The following is a 16,689-nucleotide window of genomic DNA, read 5'->3' as shown; positions in this document are numbered from 1 at the left end:
CGGCTGCACGGCCCCTCATCCGCCGCGGGCACCTTCCCCGAAAAGGGGGCCACGGCCCCGATGGGAGAAGGGAACAGCCGAGCCCCTCTCCCCTCGGGAGAGGGGTTGGGGTGAGGGTACGGCGCGAAAGCGTCTCGCGGCATTTGGGTGCACGAGGCTGCGCCCGTACCTCATCCGCCCCTGCGGGGCACCTTCTCCCGGTGGGAGAAGGGAACAGCGCGAGCCCCTCTCCCCTCGGGAGAGGGGTTGGGGTGAGGGTACGGCGCGAAGCGTCTCGCAGAGTTGAGTGCACAAGGCTTCCCCACCTTCATCCACCCTGCAAGGCACCTCGTGAAAAAAGAGCGCCCATGCTCCCGGCGCGAGAAGGAACAACGAACCGCAGCCAACCCCGCGCATCCGCAGCCGCATCTTGCGCGTACTAGACGACAGCGCCGCCAACGCCATGCACTCGCTGCCGACACACGCATGCGGCATGCTCCCGCTCCTTCCCCGCAGGTACCGTCCATGTCCGAACGTTCGCCGTTGCCGCCGCGCTGGCCGCGCCACCTGCTGGTCGCGCTGTCCTCCCTGCTGGTCTCCGCCTGCAGCAGCGTGTTCTTCGGCGGCCTCAATGCCGGCTCCGCGCGCCAGGGGTTGAGCGAGCAGCGCGGGATCGTGTTCGATGCGGCGCATGGCCTGAAGCTGGACGTCTATCGCCCGGTCGCGGCGCAGAACGCGCCGGTGGTGGTGTTCTTCCACGGCGGCACCTGGAAGACCGGCAACCGCCGGCAATACCGCTGGGCCGGCGAAGCGCTGGCGCGGCATGGCGTGGTCGCGGTCGTGCCGGACTACCGCAAGTACCCGCAGGTGACCTTGGACGGTTTCATGCAAGACGCCGCCACCGCGGTCGCCTGGACCCAGCGCCATGCCGCCGCGCACGGCGGCGATCCACGCCGGCTGGTGCTGATGGGCCACTCCGCTGGCGCGCACATGGCCGCGCTGCTGGCCACCGACGGCCGCTGGCTGCAGGCGCAGGGCCTGTCGCCACGGCAACTGTGCGGCCTGGTGGGCCTGGCCGGCCCCTACGACTTCCTGCCGCTGACCGAAACCGATCTGATCGGCATGTTCGGCCGCGACCCGGCGCAGCAGCGGCGCTCGCAGCCGGTGACCTTCGTCGATGGCGACGAACCGCCGGCGCTGCTGCTGCACGGCGCCGACGACCGCGTGGTCGAGCCGCGCGACAGCCGCTCGCTGCAGGCGGCGCTGCAACGGGTCGGCGTTCCCGCCGAGCTGAAGATCTATCCAGGCGTCGGCCATCTGCGCCTGGTGCTGGCGCTGCGCAAGGACGATCCGGCGCTGCCGGTCATGGCCGACAGCATCGCCTTCGTGCGCCAGTGCCCGCCGCGCACGCCGCAACCGTGAAGCAACTGGCGCAGCGTATCGAACGCACTCGCCGCGCGCCGCGATCCGCCCTTGGACCAAGCAGCCGCCCTAGCCCGCCTTGCCGCTGCCGAGCAATTCGAACGGCCCGCCCTGCTGCAACGCGCGCTGGTAGGCCGGACGCTGCTCGATGCGTTGCACGAAGCCGGCCAGGTTCGGATAGGCCTGCAAGCCGGCGCGCGCGGCCGCGGCCTGTACCGGGAAGCTCATCTGCACGTCGGCGGCGGTGAAGCGGTCGCCGGCGAACCAGCCGGTGGCCGCCAGTTCGCGCTCCATCCAGTCCAGGTGCAGCTTCAATTGCGGAGCGACGAAGCCGTGCATCGCCTTGTCGACGATGGCGCGGGCGATCGGCCGCGCGAAGAACGGCATCTTCGCCGAGCGAATGCGCCCGAACACCAGGCTCATCAGCAACGGCGGCATCGCCGAGCCCTCTGCGTAATGCATCCAGTAGCGGTAGCGCAGGCGTTCGGGCGCCTCCAGCGGCTGCGGCGACGGCGACAGCGCGCGTTCGGTGTCGTAACGCTCCACCAGGTAATCGAGGATCGCGCCGGATTCGGCCAGCACGTGGCCGTCGTCGACCAGTACAGGCGATTTGCCGAGCGGATGGATCGCGCGCAGTTCCGGCGGCGCCAGCATGGTCTGCTTGTCGCGCTGGTACTTGACCACCTGGTACGGCAGCGCCAGTTCCTCCAGCAGCCACAGCACGCGCTGGGAACGGGACTGGTTGAGGTGGTGGACGGTGATCATCGGCGACGCTTCGAGGGGACGGGGGCGGCCATGGTAGCCGGGCCCGCATGGGGATCGCGACTAGAAGGATCGCGCAAGCTCCGGGTGCCGACGCGGCGGCAGATGCGCCTGACGGCCAACGCGAGCGCGGCTGCACACGGCGCCGTCGCTACACATACGCACAAATAAAAACGCCGAGAGCTTGCGCTCTCGGCGTTCTGGCAACCTTGCGGTAGCTGGCGTCTAAATTAGACGGCCTGCACCTGGTCAGCCTGCATGCCCTTCTGGCCCTGGACGGCGACGAACGTCACCTTCTGGCCTTCCTGCAGCGACTTGAAGCCGGTGCCCTGGATCGCGCGGAAATGCACGAACAGGTCCGGGCCGCTTTCCGGGGTGATGAAGCCGAAGCCCTTGGCATCGTTGAACCACTTCACGGTACCGCCCTGACGCTCGCTCATTACTAACTCCTGAAACATTAATTGAAGAATATCGCAGCCACCGGGTATCGGGGCCGAGACTGAGTTGCAGGCGTTGGTAAAGCGGAACGATGAAGCGGATCGCGAGATCAACTGCACCAGGCCACGATTCACGGTGACCCTAGCAAACACAGTGGGGCCTACCATACGCGGGTCGTCCGCAAAAAGCGACAAGTTTGTGTAGACAAACCGAGATCGCCCACAAAGATGCTGAACCCAGCCCTAAAGTTCGTGCCAGCCCGGTCGATACCTCTGCCGTTCTACGCAAGTTGGGCACCCTGCCCTCGCTACCCAGACAACTGAATAGCGTGCCAGTGCCAACCGTAATCCACCTTGGACACTCGAGACCGAGGGCAAGGACGTCGCGCAGCGTCTCGTGGAGTTGGGTGCACCAGGCTGGCCCCGTACCCTCATCCGCCCCTGCGGGCACCTTCCCCCGAAAAGGGGGCCATCGTCCCGAGGGTAGAAGGGAACAGCCACTAGCCCCCTCCCACCGGGAGAGGCGCTGGGGTGAGTCCGGCGCGAAGCGCCTCGCCGACCTTGCCCTAGCCGTCACGCCGACGGCCAGGACAAAGCCTGCGCGCTGGCAAAACGGCGCGCCCGCCCGCTGAGCGGATCGGCGAACGCCAGGCCGCACGCCAACAGCTGCAGCACATCGGTGGCGGTGCCCTCCTCTTCCGCGCGCAGCTGCGGATACAGCGTGTCGCCCAGGATCGGCGCGCCCAGCGCGGCCATGTGCACGCGCAACTGGTGCTTGCGTCCCGTCACCGGCTCCAGCGCGTAGCGCCACAGCGGTCCATCGGGCGCATCCAGCACCGCGATCCGGGTCAGGCTGTTGGCCTCGCCGTCGGCCTCGGCCATGCGGAAGAACGGCTCGCCGCGTACCAGCCGACTCGCGCGCAGCAGCGGAAACGCCCGCCCCGGCAAGGCCGGGGCCAGCGCCTGGTAGGTCTTGGCGATGCGCCGCTCGCGAAACAGCGCCTGGTAGGCCGCGCGGCTGCCCGGCGCGGCCGAGAACAGCACCAGCCCGGCGGTGGCGCGATCCAGCCGGTGCAGCGGCACCAGTGCCGGATTGCCCAACCGCGCCACCAGCCGCGCCAGCAAAGTCTCGCACACATAGCGTCCGGACGGGGTCACCGGCAGCCCGTGCGGCTTGTCGGCCACCACCAGGTGCGCATCGGCATGGACGATGCGCTCCACCCCGGCGATCGGCGCCTCGTCAGCGACCTCGCGGAAATAGCGCACGTCCAGCCCGACGCGGTACGGCAGCGACGCCGGCAACGGCCGCCCGTGCAGGTCCTGCACGCGGCCGCGGGCGCAGCGATCCTGCCACTGCGCCCGCGATACCTGCGGGAAGCGCGCGCACAAGCCGTCCAGCAGCGTCGGCCAAGGTCCTGGCGGCAGCTGCCAGCGGCTCGCGGCCGGAGCCGGTGCGGACGGTGGGCGGGGATCTGACATCGCCACGCATTATCATGGCCGCCCTTTGATCCCGGTAGCCGCATGGCCCTCACCGCCACCCTCCGCAAGGCCGAGCTGCAGATTTCCGACATGGACCGCGGCTACTACGCGGCGCATTCGCTGACCCTGGCCCAGCACCCCTCCGAAACCGACCAGCGGCTGATGGCGCGGCTGCTGACCTTCGCCCTGTTCGCCGAGGAGCGGCTGCTGTTCGGCAAGGGCCTGAGCAGCGACGACGAGCCGGACCTGTGGCGGATGGACTACACCGGCGCGATCGAGCAGTGGATCGAGGTCGGCCAGCCCGACGAATCGCGGGTGCGCAAGGCCTGCGGCCGCGCCCGCGACGTGGTGGTGGTCAATTACGGCGGCCGCGCCGCCGACATCTGGTGGGAGAAGAACGCCTCCGCCCTGCTCAAGCTCAAGCAGTTGCAGGTGATCGACCTGCCGGCCGAAGCGGTCGCCGCGGCGGCCGAGCTGATCCAGCGCAGCATGCGCTTCGACGTGGTGATCCAGGACGGCGAAGTGCAGCTGCTCGGCGACGAGGGCAGCGCCACCTTCACCCCGACGGTGCGCAAAGCCGCGGCATGAGCGCGCACGCCGAGCCGATCCGGGTCGACGTCGCGGTCATCGGCGCCGGCGCCGCCGGGCTGATGTGCGCGCTGACCGCCGGCCGCCGCGGGCGCCGGGTGCGCGTGATCGAGCACGCCAACAAGGTCGGCAAGAAGATCCTGATGTCCGGCGGCGGGCGCTGCAACTTCACCAATACCGGCACCGGTCCGGGCAACTTCCTGTCCGCCAACCCGCACTTCTGCAAGTCGGCCCTGGCGCGCTACCGCCCGTCCGATTTCATCGAGATGGCCGAGCGCCACGGCATCGCCTATCACGAGAAGGAACTGGGCCAGCTGTTCTGCGACATCTCCTCCAAGCAGATCGTGCGCATGCTGGTGGACGAATGCGACGCGGCCGGGGTGACCATCCGCACCCAGTGCGCAGTGCGCGGCGTGGAGCGCGGCAGCGAGGGCTTCCGCATCGCCACCGACGACGGCCCGGTGCAGGCCGCCTCGCTGGTGGTGGCCAGCGGCGGGCTGTCCATTCCCAGCCTGGGCGCTACCGGCTTCGGCTACGAACTGGCCCGCCAGTTCGGCCACGCGGTGCTGCCGACCCGCGCCGGGCTGGTACCGCTGACCCTCAGCGGCAAGCACCAGGAACGCCTGCAGGACCTGTCGGGGTTGGCGCTGCCGGTGGAAGCCAGCTGCAATGGCGCCAGCTTCCGCAACTTCATGCTGATCACCCACCGCGGCATCAGCGGCCCGGCGATCCTGCAGATCTCCTCGTACTGGCAGCCGGGCGACGACCTGCGCCTGGACCTGTTGCCCGGGCAGGACGCGGCCGCGTGGCTGCGCGAGCACAAGCGCCTGCGCGGCGCCGCCGAGCTGCGCACGGTGCTGGGCGATGCCCTGCCGCGGCGCTTCGCGCAGCGCCTGTGCGAGGTCTGGCTGCCGGACAAGCCGATACGCCAGCTCGACGAACCGCAGCTGCGCGCCGCTGCCGCCCTGCTCGGCGCCTGGCCGCTGGTGGCCAGCGGCACCGAGGGCTACCGCACCGCGGAGGTCACCCTCGGCGGGGTGGACACCGCCCAGGTGTCGTCGGCGACCATGGAATCGCGCCAGGTGCCGGGCCTGTACTTCGTCGGCGAGGTGCTGGACGTGACCGGCTGGCTGGGCGGCTACAACTTCCAGTGGGCCTGGGCCTCGGGCCACGCCGCTGGCTTGGCGGCGTGACCGCCGCCGGGATTGGAGAGTGGGGATTGGGGATTGGCAAAGGCGGGTTCGTGACGGCTGGATGGTCGCGAATCAGCCGAGGCGACCAGCACGAGCGGAGCACGCCTTAGCCAATCCCCAATCCCGAATCCCTAATCCCAGCCCCTCGCACATGGACGCCGCTGCGGGCATCGTGTATTAAACCCCGTCTCCGGGAGGCTTCATGCAAACAGGCAAAGACATCACCCTGCGCCTGATGATCGTCGACGACAGCGGTGAAGACGCCGAAGCGATCGTCAGCAGCCTGCGCAACAGCGGTATCGCAGTGCGGCCGTCGCGGCCGCAGCACGCAGAGGAACTGGCCGCCATGCTCGCGGCGCAGCCGATCGACCTGGTGCTGAGCGCGCGTTCGCAGGCCATCCCGCTGCCGCAGGTGCTGCAGCGGGTGGGCGCCAGCGGCAAGGACATCCCGGTGATCCTGCTCGCCGACAGCATCGACGAGAACGAATGGGTCGAGGCGGTGGCCGGCGGCGCGCGCGCGATCGCGCTGCGCCAGCGTCCCGAGCACCTGCTGTCGGTGGTGCGCAACACCTGGGCCGACCTGCACGCCCGCCGCGGCCTGCGCCGGATCGAGGCGCAGATGCGCGAGACCGAGCGCCGTTGCGATGCGCTGATCGCGTCCTCGCGCGATCCGATCGCCTACATCCACGAAGGCATGCACATCCGCGCCAACGACGCCTACCTGGAGATGTTCGGCTTCGAGTCGTTCGACGACGTCGAAGGCGTCTCGCTGCTGGACATGGTCGCGCCGCAGCACGTGGAGGAATTCAAGCAATTGCTGAAGTCGCTGGGCAAGGGCGAACCGCCGCCGGCGCAGTACCAGGTCGACGCGCGCACCCTGGAGGGCGAGAGCTTCCCGGCGACGATGGAATTCGCCACCGCCAGCTACGAAGGCGAGGCCTGCGTGCAGGTGGTGTTCCGCCGCCGCGAGGAGTTCGATCCGGAACTGGCGCGCGAAGTCGAAGACCTGCGCCAGCGCGATCAGGTCACCGGCCTGCTCAACCGCCCCACCTTCATGCTGGCACTGGAGAACGCGGTGGCCCAGGTCGGCCGCGGCGACGGCCACTACGGCTTCCTGCTGGTCGAACCCGACCACTATGCGCGGCTGCTGGCCGACATCGGCCTGGACTCGGCCGACGCGCTGGTGGCGGCGCTGGCCCAGCACCTGGCCGCGGCGATCGACGGCGACGTGCAGGCGGCGCGCTTCGGCGAACACAACTTCGCGCTGCTGCTGCAGGGCGACTACGCCCGCACCTCGGCGCAGGCCGAGCGCCTGCTCAACGCCTACGCGGCGCATGTGTTCAGCGTCGGCGAGCGCTCGGCCACGGTCACCGTCAGCATCGGCGGCGTGCAGATCGGCGAGAAGATCGCCACCGTCGGCCAGGTCCTGGCCCGCGCCAGCGAGAACGTGCAGGCCACCATCGAACTGGGCGGCAACGCCTGCAAGATCTTCGACCCCGGCGCGGCCGACCGGGTCGAGGAGGAACGCATCCAGCGCTGGGTGCAGCAACTGCGCGAGGCGCTGGCCGGCAACGGCTTCCTGCTGCATTACCAGCCGGTACTGAACCTGCAAGGCGAGCCGCACGAACTGTACGAGGCTTACCTGCGCCTGGAGCGCAACGACGAGATCATCGGCCCGACCACGTTCCTCGGCATCGCCACCGAACATGGGCTGATGGCCGAGATCGACCGCTGGGTGGTGGCGCGCGCGATCGCGGTGATCGGCGAGCGCCAGCGCGCCGGCCATGCCACCAGCCTGCTGGTCAAGATCAGCCCGGACGCCTTCGCCGACCAGCAGATGGTGGAGCTGATCCGCCGCGAACTGGTCGCGCACGGCGTGCCCGGCGAGCGGCTGTGGCTGCAGACGCCGGAAGCCAAGGTGTTCACTCACCTGCGCAACGCCCAGCAGTTCCTGGCCGATGCCACGGCATTGGGCTGCAAGGTCGGCCTGGAGCAGTTCGGCTCGGGCCTGGATTCGTTCCAGTTGCTGGCGCACTTCCAGCCTTCGTTCCTGAAACTGGATCGCGGCTTCACCCAGGACCTGGCGCAGACCCGCGAGCACCAGGAAAAGATCCGCGAGATCACCGAGCGCGCGCAGTCGGCCGGGATCCGCAGCATCGCCGAGTTCGTCGCCGACGCCACCTCGATGAGCCTGCTGTTCAGCGCCGGCGTGGACTACGTGCAGGGCGAATTCGTGGGCCTGGCGGGGCCGGGGATGAACTTCGATTTTGCTTGACGGCCGGGAGTGGGGATTCGGGATTGGGGATTCGCAACGGCAGCGGCCAGACCGTCCCACACGATCCTGCAAAAACAAACGCCAGGCAGGGTGACCTGCCTGGCGTTGCCCGAGCCGACTGTCAGGTGCAGTCGATGGCTCAAGTCCACCGAAGCGCCATCCGAGAGCGTGACAGCCCGCTCCCTGCCTCAGCTCACCGTCGCATTGCTGTGCGAGGCGCGCAGCGTGGCGATGCGCTCGGACAGCGGCGGGTGGCTCATGAACAGCTTGCGCAGGCCCTGGCCCAGGCCGCCGGCGATGCCGAACGCCTGCACCTGCGACGGCAGGGTGCTCTGGCCGTGGTTGAGTTCCAGGCGCTGCAGCGCCGCGATCATCTTGTTGCGCCCGGCCAGGCTGGCGCCGCCGGCATCGGCGCGGAATTCGCGGTAGCGGGAGAACCACATCGCGATCATCGTCGCGAACAGGCCGAACACCAGTTCCAGCACCATCACGATGGCGTAGTAGGCCAGACCGCGGCGGCCATCGCGATTGCCGGACAGGTAGCTGTCCACGACCCCACCGACCACCCGCGCCAGCACGATCACGAAGGTGTTCAGCACGCCCTGCAGCAGCGCCATCGTCACCATGTCGCCGTTGGCGACGTGGCTGATCTCATGGGCGAGCACCGCTTCGGCTTCGTCTTCGGTCATGTTCTGCAGCAGGCCGGTGGACACCGCGACGAGCGCGTTGTTGCGGTTGGCGCCGGTGGCGAAGGCGTTGATCTCCGGACCGTCGTAGACCGCGACCTCGGGCATGCCGATGCCGGCGACCTGCGCCTGCCGCCGCACCGTTTCCAGCAGCCAGCGCTCGGTGTGGTTGCGCGGCTCGGCGATCACCTGCGCACCGGTGGCGCGCTTGGCCATGAACTTGGACAGCAGCAGCGACACCAGCGAGCCGCCGAAACCGAAGATCGCGGCCATCACCAGCAGGCCGCCCATCTGGTTGGGATTGATCCCGAACACGGACATGACAATGCCGGCCAGCACCAGCACCGCCAGATTGGTGATGAGGAACAGGGCGATTCGATTGAACATGTAGGCGTGGACTCCGCACCAGGAAGAATGAAGGGCTGATGCGAATCTGCGGCGCGTACAGCTTGAATTCAAGCGCGTACCTGACCGACGATTCAGCTTGCCCATGTCTTCGTCTCCCTACCGCGGCCGTTTTGCGCCCTCGCCCACCGGCCCGCTGCACCTGGGCTCGCTGCTCGCCGCCTTCGGCAGCTGGCTGCTGGCGCGCCACGCCGGCGGCGAGTGGTTGCTGCGCATCGAGGACGTGGACCGGCGGCGCAGCGTGCCCGGCGCGGCCGAACGCCAGCTCGCCAGCCTGCGCGCGTGCGGGCTGGAAGCCGATGGCCCGGTTCTGCGCCAGAGCGAGCGCGGCGACATCTACCGGGCCGCCGCGCAGCGCCTGCTGCACAGCGGCCGGGCGTTCGCCTGCAGTTGCAGCCGCAGCGAACTGGCCGCGCAAGGCGGCGTGCACCACCGCTGCGTGGCCGCGCAGGCGCGGCCGCAGCCGGCGCTGCGCCTGCGCGTGGCCGCGGGCAGCACGGTCGGGTTTCGCGACGGCGTACGCGGCGATGTCGAACAGGACGTGCATGCCGAGGTCGGCGATTTCGTGCTGCTGCGCGCCGACGGCTGCTGGGCCTACCAGTTGGCGGTGGTGGTCGACGATGCCGCGCAAGGCATCAGCGACGTGGTCCGCGGCGCCGACCTGCTCGATTCGACGCCGCGGCAGATCCTGCTGCAGCGCGCACTGGGCCTGCCGACGCCCAATTACCTGCACCTGCCGCTGCTGCTCGGCGACGACGGCCGCAAGCTGTCCAAGTCGCATGCGGCGACGCCGCTGGACGACGCCGATCCGCTGCCCGCGCTGCGCCTGGCCTGGACCCTGCTGGGGCAAGCCCCGGCGGCGCTGGCGGGCGCCGGTTCGGTGGCGGCACTGCTGGCCGCGGCGCTGCGCGCATTCGAGCCGGCGCGGCTGCCGGCACAGGATCGGACGCTGGCGCACGCAACCGATATCCCCAGCGACGCCAAGGCTGACTAGAATCGGGGTTTCGGCTGCGGCGCGGCCCTCTCCTCTTCCCCATCCGGAGCGAATCCATGACATCACGCGTTGCGCTGGTCACCGGCGGTACCGGCGGCATCGGCACCGCCATCTGCGAGCGGCTGGCCGCACAGGGCCACCGCGTTGCCAGCAACTACCGCGACGCGGCCAAGGCGCACGCCTGGCAGCAGCGCATGCGCGAACGCGGCCACGAGATCGCCATCGTCGCCGGCGACGTCGCCTCGCCCGACCACGCACAGGCGCTGGTGCAGGAGGTGGAGCGGCAGCTCGGTCCGATCGAGGTGCTGATCAACAACGCCGGCATCACCCGCGACACCACCTTCCACAAGATGACCGCCGAGCAATGGCACGAGGTCATCAACACCAACCTCAACTCGGTGTTCAACGTCACCCGCCCGGTGATCGAAGCCATGCGCCGGCAGCGCTGGGGCCGGGTCATCCAGATCAGTTCGATCAACGGGCTGAAGGGCCAGTACGGCCAGGCCAACTACGCCGCGGCCAAGGCCGGCATGCACGGCTTCACCATTTCCCTGGCGCGCGAGAACGCCGGCTACGGCATCACCGTCAACACGGTGTCGCCGGGCTATGTGGCCACCGACATGGTGATGTCGGTACCGGAAGAGGTGCGCGCCAAGATCATCGCCGACATCCCCACCGGACGCCTGGGCAAGCCCGAAGAGATCGCCTACGCGGTCGCGTTCCTGGTCGCCGAAGAGGCGGGCTGGATCACCGGCTCCAACCTGGACATCAACGGCGGCCACCACATGGGTTGGTAGCGACCGGCGACTGAACCGCTCAGGCGTATGGGCGGCACGATCGAGGTAACGCTACCGAAAATGCTGCGGCAGGCACGGCGCGCTTCGCGTCCGTGCTGCGCAGCATTTTTTTTGCCCTCGGGCCCGAGTTCCGTGGCTTTTGGCGGTTGCAAGCCCTGCTGCGCTGCGCCATGCTGCGCGCCTACCGTCAAGAGCGAACGCTTCATGGCTGAGATCCGCATCATCAAGAAGTACCCCAATCGCCGCCTCTACGACACCGAGATTTCCAGTTACATCACGATCGAAGACGTCCGCCAGCTGATCATCGACGGCGAAGAATTCGAGGTCCGCGACGCCAAGACCGGCGAAGACCTCAGCCGCGCGGTATTGCTGCAGATCATCGCCGACCAGGAGCAGGACGGCGAACCGATGCTGTCCACCCAGCTGCTCAGCCAGATCATCCGTTTCTACGGCGATTCGCTGCAGGGCTTCATGGGCAACTACCTGGAGCGCAGCATGCAGGTGTTCCTCGACCAGCAGCAGCAGTTCCGCCAGCAGATGGGCAATCTGCTCGGGCAGACCCCGTGGACCATGATGAACCAGCTGACCGAGCGCAACATGGAGCTGTGGCAGGAGTTCCAGCGCAACCTGGGCGCCGGTTTCGGCCGCCCCGCCGCCGGCGGTACCAAGCCGAGCGAGCCGCCGGCCGCCGGCGCCGCACCGAAGTCGCGGGCGCGCTGAGCCGCGCCACGCCGCAGGCTGTGGGCGGGACGATCTGGCCCGCCCACACCATCTTCGGCTGCGACGCCGCCCACGCAGGCCTGCTTGACAGCCGTTCGCTGCCGACGCCAAACTCGGCGCGCTTGATCGGGATGCATCGGCGATACGCCGAAAGGGCCAGGCCCACCCGCTGACACCTCTCAGCCGGAACGCCCCGATGACCACCCTCGACACCTACCGTAAGCGCGCCAAGCAATTGCTGCGCTGGCACCGCGACGGCAACTATTCCGTCGGCGGCAAGCTACGTCTGTTGCCGCGCTATCGCGACCTGACCGATCGCCAGGCACTGGACCTGCCGATGCCGCTCGCCGTGGCCCAGGAAATCGTCGCCGTCGAGGCCGGCTATGCGGACTGGCCTGCGCTCAAGGCAGCGGCGGCCGACGCGCCGAAGACGCCACGACCGGCGGCGGGCGCGGTCGCGGCACGGCCCGCCATCCCCATCCTGTTCGTGCGCGACGTCGCCGCCTCCGCCGCGTTCTACCGCGACCAATTGGGCTTCGCCATCGATTTCCTGCACGGCAATCCCGCGTTCTACGGCGCGGTCAGCCGCGACCTTGCCTGCCTGCACCTGCGCCTGGTGCCACGGCCGAACTTCGCCGCACTCGCCGCTAGCGAGTGCGGGCTGATCCTCGCCACGATCGAGGTGGGCAACATCAAGGCACTGTTCGCCGAATACCAGGCGCGCGCCGTGGACATGCCGCAGGGCCCGACCCGGCAAGCCTGGGGCGGGATCACCCTGCATGTGCGCGACCCGGACGGCAATGTGTTCGCGTTCGTCGAGTACGCCTAGGGCGTGTCATCGATTCCCGAGTAGATCGCGTTGGGTTTGTCAGGCCCAACCCACAGGGCCACGCTTGCGCGCCCCTGGCGCCAGGTCATCGCCCCGGCCGGCCGGGGCATCCTCCGCGCATGCTCGCGCTTCTTGCCTGCGTGCCCGCGCAGGAGTGGCGCGATCTGCTTGGGATTGATGACAGGCCCTAGCCTGGCCGCATCGGCTCAACGCCCGCGCGGCGCTTGCGACGCGCGGCAACCGGCACAGATCCGCTCGACCTTGTAGCCGCGCGCGCGCAAGGCCTCGACCACGCCGTCGGGGCCGAGCAGATGCAGGGCGCCGACCACCACCAGGGTGTCGCCCTGGCCGTCGCGCAGGCGCTGTTCCAGCCGCGGCACCCAGGCCTGGTTGCGCTCGACGTTGATGCGCTGGTACAGCCGCGGGTAGTCGCGCTTCATCTCCATGCCCATGTCCTGCCACAGCAGGCGCTCGTCGCCGCGGCGCCAGGCATCGTGCAGGCGCTGGGTCTGCGCCGCGCCCTGTTCGGCATCGTCCAGCGCTTCGATCAGCATCTGCCGCTGCTCGACCGGCTCCATGCCGTCGAGCATCGCGATCTGCGCCTGCGCGGTTTCCAGGCCCTCGACCGTCTTGCCGGCCTGCACCGCCATGTCCATGAAGTGCCGATCCAGGCCGGCATCGGCCTGCAGCCCCTGCGCCTTCATCTGGGCGATGCTGATGCTCAGGCCGACGAACCAGGGCTCGAAGCCGCCCATCTGCTCCAGCGGCAGGCCGTGGCCAGCGGCGTGGCGGCGCAGGCGTTGCCAGGTGGCCGCGTCCAGATCGTCCTGCAGGCGCTTGCCGTCCTGGCGCTGCGCCGCCTGCAGCATCTGCGCGCCCAGCTGCGGCGATTCCACGTCCTGCGGCGACAGTTCGAACAGCAGCCGCGGCGACGCGGCATAGGCCGCGTCCACCTCGTGCGCCAGCGGATAGTCGTCCGGCTTGAGCAGATGGAACGAACCGAGCAGGTACAGCGCGCCGCGCGGCCCGCTGACTTTCCACAGCAGCGGCGTCGGCGGGGCGGGCGTCGCGCTGGGCGTTGCCGCCGCAGGTGGCGTTCGCGCCGGTGCCGGCACGGCGGCGAACAGGGTCAGGCACAACAGCAGGCAGCGCAGCAGGCGCGGGATCGGCATCGTCGGGGCTCTCGGTTCAGTGTGCGGCGGCGTAGGTCTTCTCGCCGGCTTCCACCGCCAGGTCCAGCCGGTTCTCCGGCGGCGGCAGCGGACAGGTCGCGAACGGGGTGAACGCGCACGGCGGGTTGTAGGCGCGGTTGAAATCCAGCACCACGCTGCCGTCGGCGTCGGGCGCCGGCACGTCCAGGAAACGTCCGGCCGGATAGCTGCCGCGGCCGCTGGTGCGGTCGGCGAATACCACGAACAGCGGGCGCCCGGGCTCGCCGATCGCTTCCAGACGGAAGCGCTTGCCGTCGCGCTCGAATTCCAGCGCACCGGCATTGGGCGACTCGGTGGTGACGCCGATGATGTCGACGATGGGCAGGGTCTTGCCCGGCGCGTTGGGGACGAAACGGCCGCGGATGCGCCAGGATTCGGCCGCCGGCCAGTAGCTCAGCCCGGCGAAGCCGAGCCGGGTCGGCGCATCGGCATGCTTGACCCGCAGCGCATAGCGGCCGCCGCGCTCGATCAAACTCAGCTTGCCTTTGCCGTCTTCGAAGTCGATCACGCTCGGCGTCGCGTCGTGGTCGCTGTACAGGCGCGTGCGTCGCTGCAGCGGCTTGCCGTCCATGCTCAGCGCTGCGCCGGGTTCCGGGGTCAGGAACACCTGCGCGCCTACCCGCGACACCAGCGCCATCCGCGCCGGTCCGACCGCCAGGCGGATGCCGCTGCCGGGGCCGCTGCCGATGTAGTGCTCCTTCAGTTCCAGCCAGTGCAGGCCGACCAGGCTGGTCCAGCCGTCGGCGGCCTGCAGTTCCTGTTTGCGCTGCTCGCGCCAGCGCTGCTGGTCGGCCAGGAACGCCTTGTCGGCGACCGCCGGCGCGGCCGGCACCGGTGCCTGCTTGCCGCACGCGCCCAACGCGAGCAGCGCTGCCAGCAGCGCCGCCGCCCTTCCCCACTTGGCCATCAGCGCCCCCGTAAGAACCAACGATCGATCTCGCCCAGCGTGAAACGCGCCCAGGTCGGGCGTCCATGATTGCACTGCCCGGAGCGCTCGGTGGCCTCCATGTCGCGCAGCAGCGCGTTCATTTCCGGCACGGTGAGGCGCCGGTTGGCGCGCACCGCGCCGTGGCAGGCCATCGTCGACAGCAGCTCGTCGCGCGCGCCGGCGACGCGGCGGCTGTGGCCGTGTTCGCGCAAGTCGGTCAGCACGTCGCGCAGCAAGGCTTCCGGCTCGGCCTGGGCCAGCAACGCCGGAATGCTGCGCACGTGCAGCGATTGCGGGCCGCTGCGGGTGATCTCGAAACCGAGCGCGGCCAGCGTTTCCGCCTCGCGTTCGGCGGTGTCGGCGTCGCGCTCGCCCACTGCCAGCGTGATCGGCACCAGCAACGGCTGCGCATGCAGGCCGATGCCGTCGTGCGCGTGCTTCAGCCGCTCGTAGCCGATGCGCTCGTGCGCGGCGTGCATGTCCACCACGATCAGGCCTTCGGCGTTCTCGGCCAGGATGTAGATGCCGTGCAGCTGCGCGATCGCATAGCCCAGCGGCGGCACGCCGCTGTCGGGGGACGTTTCCGGCAGCCCGCCGGCCGCATCCTGAGCCTGCAACGGCATGCCCGCCGTTGCATCTGCGGCGCCCGCCGGCGCGGCGTACAGCGCGGCGTAGGCGGCCGGCGCCTCGTTGACGCGCAGGCCCAGCGGCGACTGCGCCGGTCGCCACTGCGCGCCGTAGCCCTGGCCGCCGGAACCGCCGCCGCTCGGGTTGCCGGACATCGGCAACGCGCCGCCGGCATACGCCAGCGGCGCCGCCTGCGCCGCATCGCCCGCGATCGGCGTGCTGCCGGCGCGGGTCTGCGCCAGTGCGCCCTGCAGCGTGCGATAGACGAAATCGTGGATCAGCCGCGCATCGCGGAAGCGCACTTCGTGCTTTGCCGGATGCACGTTGACGTCGACCCGCGACGGCTCCAACTCCAGAAACAGCACATAGGCCGGCTGCCGGCCATGGAACAGCACGTCGCCATAGGCCATCTTCACCGCATGCGCGACGCTGCGGTCGCGCACCGAGCGGCCGTTGACGTACAGGTACTGCTGGTCGGCGCTGGCGCGCGAATAGTGCGGCTGCGCGATCCAGCCGTGCAGGCGCAGCCCAGCGCCGCTGTGGTCCACGCGCAGCGCCTGCCGCGCGAAGTCCTCGCCCAGGGTCTCGCCCAGCCGTGCGTCCGAATACAGGTCGCCCGGCTTGTAGCGCCGCGACGGCTTGCCGTTGTGCGACACGCGCAGCTCCACGTCCGGGCGCGCCAGCGCCAACGAACGCAGCCATTCCTCGATATGGCCGAGCTCGGTGCGCTCGGCGCGCAGGAACTTGCGCCGCGCCGGCACGTTGTAGAACAGCTCGCGCACCTCGACGGTAGTGCCCGGCGCCTGCGCGCGCGGCTGCACCTGTCCGACCTTGCCGCCATCGACCTGCAGCGCGGCGCCGTGCTCGTCGCCGGCGCGGCGCGAGGCCAGGGTGAAGCGGCTGACCGAGGCGATCGACGGCAGCGCTTCGCCGCGGAAGCCGAGCGTGCCGACCGATTCCAGGTCGTCGAGCGAGGCGATCTTGCTGGTCGCGTGCCGCGACACCGCCAACGGCAGTTCCTCGGGCGCAATGCCGCCGCCATCGTCGCGGATCCGGATCAGGCGCACGCCGCCCTCTTCCAGGTCGATGTCCACGCGATGCGCGCCGGCATCCAGCGCGTTCTCGACCAATTCCTTGACCACCGAGGCCGGACGCTCGACCACTTCGCCCGCGGCGATCTGGTTGATCAGGATCTCGGGCAATTGGCGAATGCTCATGCCGGCCCCTGCGCGCACGCGCGACGCGGCCGACGCGCGATCGCGCCGGGCTCGGAAACGAGAGAACAGAAACGGTTACGGGACATCGGCACGGCTTACGGCGCGGACGCCGCCATCAGGATCAGCCGGCGATGATAGCC

The 16,689-nt window shown here is 69.6% G+C and carries 15 protein-coding genes; 8 read left to right on the top strand and 7 right to left on the bottom strand.

The genetic code is table 11. From position 1 onward, the window contains the following. Positions 1-504 precede the first annotated feature (504 nt). The gene (locus AB3X08_RS09450; protein WP_369937840.1) at positions 505-1,401 is read left to right on the top strand and encodes an alpha/beta hydrolase; all 897 of its coding nucleotides are present in this window, start codon (positions 505-507) and stop codon (positions 1,399-1,401) included. A gap of 69 nt (positions 1,402-1,470) precedes the next feature. On the opposite strand, the gene AB3X08_RS09445 is transcribed toward AB3X08_RS09450, so the two are convergent. From AB3X08_RS09445 to AB3X08_RS09435, 3 genes are all read right to left on the bottom strand, one after another. Continuing rightward, positions 1,471-2,166 (bottom strand): glutathione S-transferase family protein, encoded by a 696-nt coding sequence (locus AB3X08_RS09445; protein ID WP_369937838.1) that lies wholly within the window; start codon positions 2,164-2,166, stop codon positions 1,471-1,473. A gap of 227 nt (positions 2,167-2,393) precedes the next feature. Beyond that, positions 2,394-2,603, bottom strand: coding sequence for a cold-shock protein (locus AB3X08_RS09440; RefSeq protein WP_033483465.1), 210 nt, complete (start codon positions 2,601-2,603; stop codon positions 2,394-2,396). 570 nt (positions 2,604-3,173) lie between these two features. Further along, positions 3,174-4,079: a pseudouridine synthase gene (locus AB3X08_RS09435; RefSeq protein WP_369937836.1), complete on the bottom strand. Its 906-nt coding sequence runs from the start codon at positions 4,077-4,079 to the stop codon at positions 3,174-3,176. Between the two features lie 42 nt (positions 4,080-4,121). Between AB3X08_RS09435 and AB3X08_RS09430 the strand changes: the two genes are divergently transcribed. The 3 genes from AB3X08_RS09430 (at position 4,122) to AB3X08_RS09420 (ending at position 8,135) form a co-directional block, all read left to right on the top strand. Next, entirely contained in the window at positions 4,122-4,667 is a 546-nt protein-coding gene (locus AB3X08_RS09430) for a YaeQ family protein (RefSeq protein ID WP_369937834.1), read from the top strand. Then, entirely contained in the window at positions 4,664-5,860 is a 1,197-nt protein-coding gene (locus tag AB3X08_RS09425) for an NAD(P)/FAD-dependent oxidoreductase (RefSeq protein ID WP_369937833.1), read from the top strand. The genes AB3X08_RS09430 and AB3X08_RS09425 overlap by 4 nt, the downstream gene beginning before the upstream one ends. A gap of 202 nt (positions 5,861-6,062) precedes the next feature. After that, a complete protein-coding gene (locus AB3X08_RS09420) occupies positions 6,063-8,135 on the top strand; it encodes an EAL domain-containing protein (protein ID WP_369937831.1) in 2,073 nt (690 codons plus the stop codon). A 188-nt stretch (positions 8,136-8,323) separates the two neighbouring features. On the opposite strand, the gene htpX is transcribed toward AB3X08_RS09420, so the two are convergent. Beyond that, positions 8,324-9,208, bottom strand: coding sequence for a protease HtpX (htpX, locus tag AB3X08_RS09415; protein WP_369937830.1), 885 nt, complete (start codon positions 9,206-9,208; stop codon positions 8,324-8,326). A gap of 103 nt (positions 9,209-9,311) precedes the next feature. On the opposite strand from htpX, the gene gluQRS reads away from it, so the two are divergent. The 4 genes from gluQRS to AB3X08_RS09395 all read left to right on the top strand — a co-directional run bounded on the left by gluQRS (position 9,312) and on the right by AB3X08_RS09395 (position 12,566). After that, on the top strand, positions 9,312-10,220 hold the full coding sequence (gluQRS, locus tag AB3X08_RS09410; RefSeq protein WP_369937829.1) for a tRNA glutamyl-Q(34) synthetase GluQRS: 909 nt from the start codon (positions 9,312-9,314) through the stop codon (positions 10,218-10,220). Positions 10,221-10,276: 56 nt separating this feature from the next. Next, positions 10,277-11,017: an acetoacetyl-CoA reductase gene (gene phbB / locus AB3X08_RS09405; RefSeq protein WP_184410257.1), complete on the top strand. Its 741-nt coding sequence runs from the start codon at positions 10,277-10,279 to the stop codon at positions 11,015-11,017. 204 nt (positions 11,018-11,221) lie between these two features. Continuing rightward, on the top strand, positions 11,222-11,737 hold the full coding sequence (gene phaR / locus AB3X08_RS09400) for a polyhydroxyalkanoate synthesis repressor PhaR (protein WP_369937827.1): 516 nt from the start codon (positions 11,222-11,224) through the stop codon (positions 11,735-11,737). Positions 11,738-11,933: 196 nt separating this feature from the next. After that, entirely contained in the window at positions 11,934-12,566 is a 633-nt protein-coding gene (locus AB3X08_RS09395) for a VOC family protein (protein ID WP_369937824.1), read from the top strand. Between the two features lie 206 nt (positions 12,567-12,772). On the opposite strand, the gene AB3X08_RS09390 is transcribed toward AB3X08_RS09395, so the two are convergent. From AB3X08_RS09390 to mutL, 3 genes are read right to left on the bottom strand one after another with little or no spacing between them, the layout of a single operon-like run. Further along, positions 12,773-13,738 carry a TraB/GumN family protein gene (locus tag AB3X08_RS09390; RefSeq protein ID WP_369937822.1) on the bottom strand — a complete coding sequence of 322 codons (966 nt, stop codon included), beginning with the start codon at positions 13,736-13,738 and terminating at the stop codon, positions 12,773-12,775. A gap of 16 nt (positions 13,739-13,754) precedes the next feature. Beyond that, the gene (locus AB3X08_RS09385; protein ID WP_369937820.1) at positions 13,755-14,684 is read right to left on the bottom strand and encodes a DUF1684 domain-containing protein; all 930 of its coding nucleotides are present in this window, start codon (positions 14,682-14,684) and stop codon (positions 13,755-13,757) included. Further along, positions 14,684-16,549: a DNA mismatch repair endonuclease MutL gene (gene mutL, locus AB3X08_RS09380; protein ID WP_369937818.1), complete on the bottom strand. Its 1,866-nt coding sequence runs from the start codon at positions 16,547-16,549 to the stop codon at positions 14,684-14,686. Before mutL ends, AB3X08_RS09385 begins: the two co-directional genes overlap by 1 nt. Positions 16,550-16,689 lie beyond the last annotated feature (140 nt).

The organism is Xanthomonas sp. DAR 34887 (assembly GCF_041245805.1).
Classification (GTDB): domain Bacteria; phylum Pseudomonadota; class Gammaproteobacteria; order Xanthomonadales; family Xanthomonadaceae; genus Xanthomonas_A; species Xanthomonas_A tesorieronis.
Note: the sequence above shows the minus strand (reverse complement) of the source record. Positions and strands in the feature narration are given on the sequence as shown.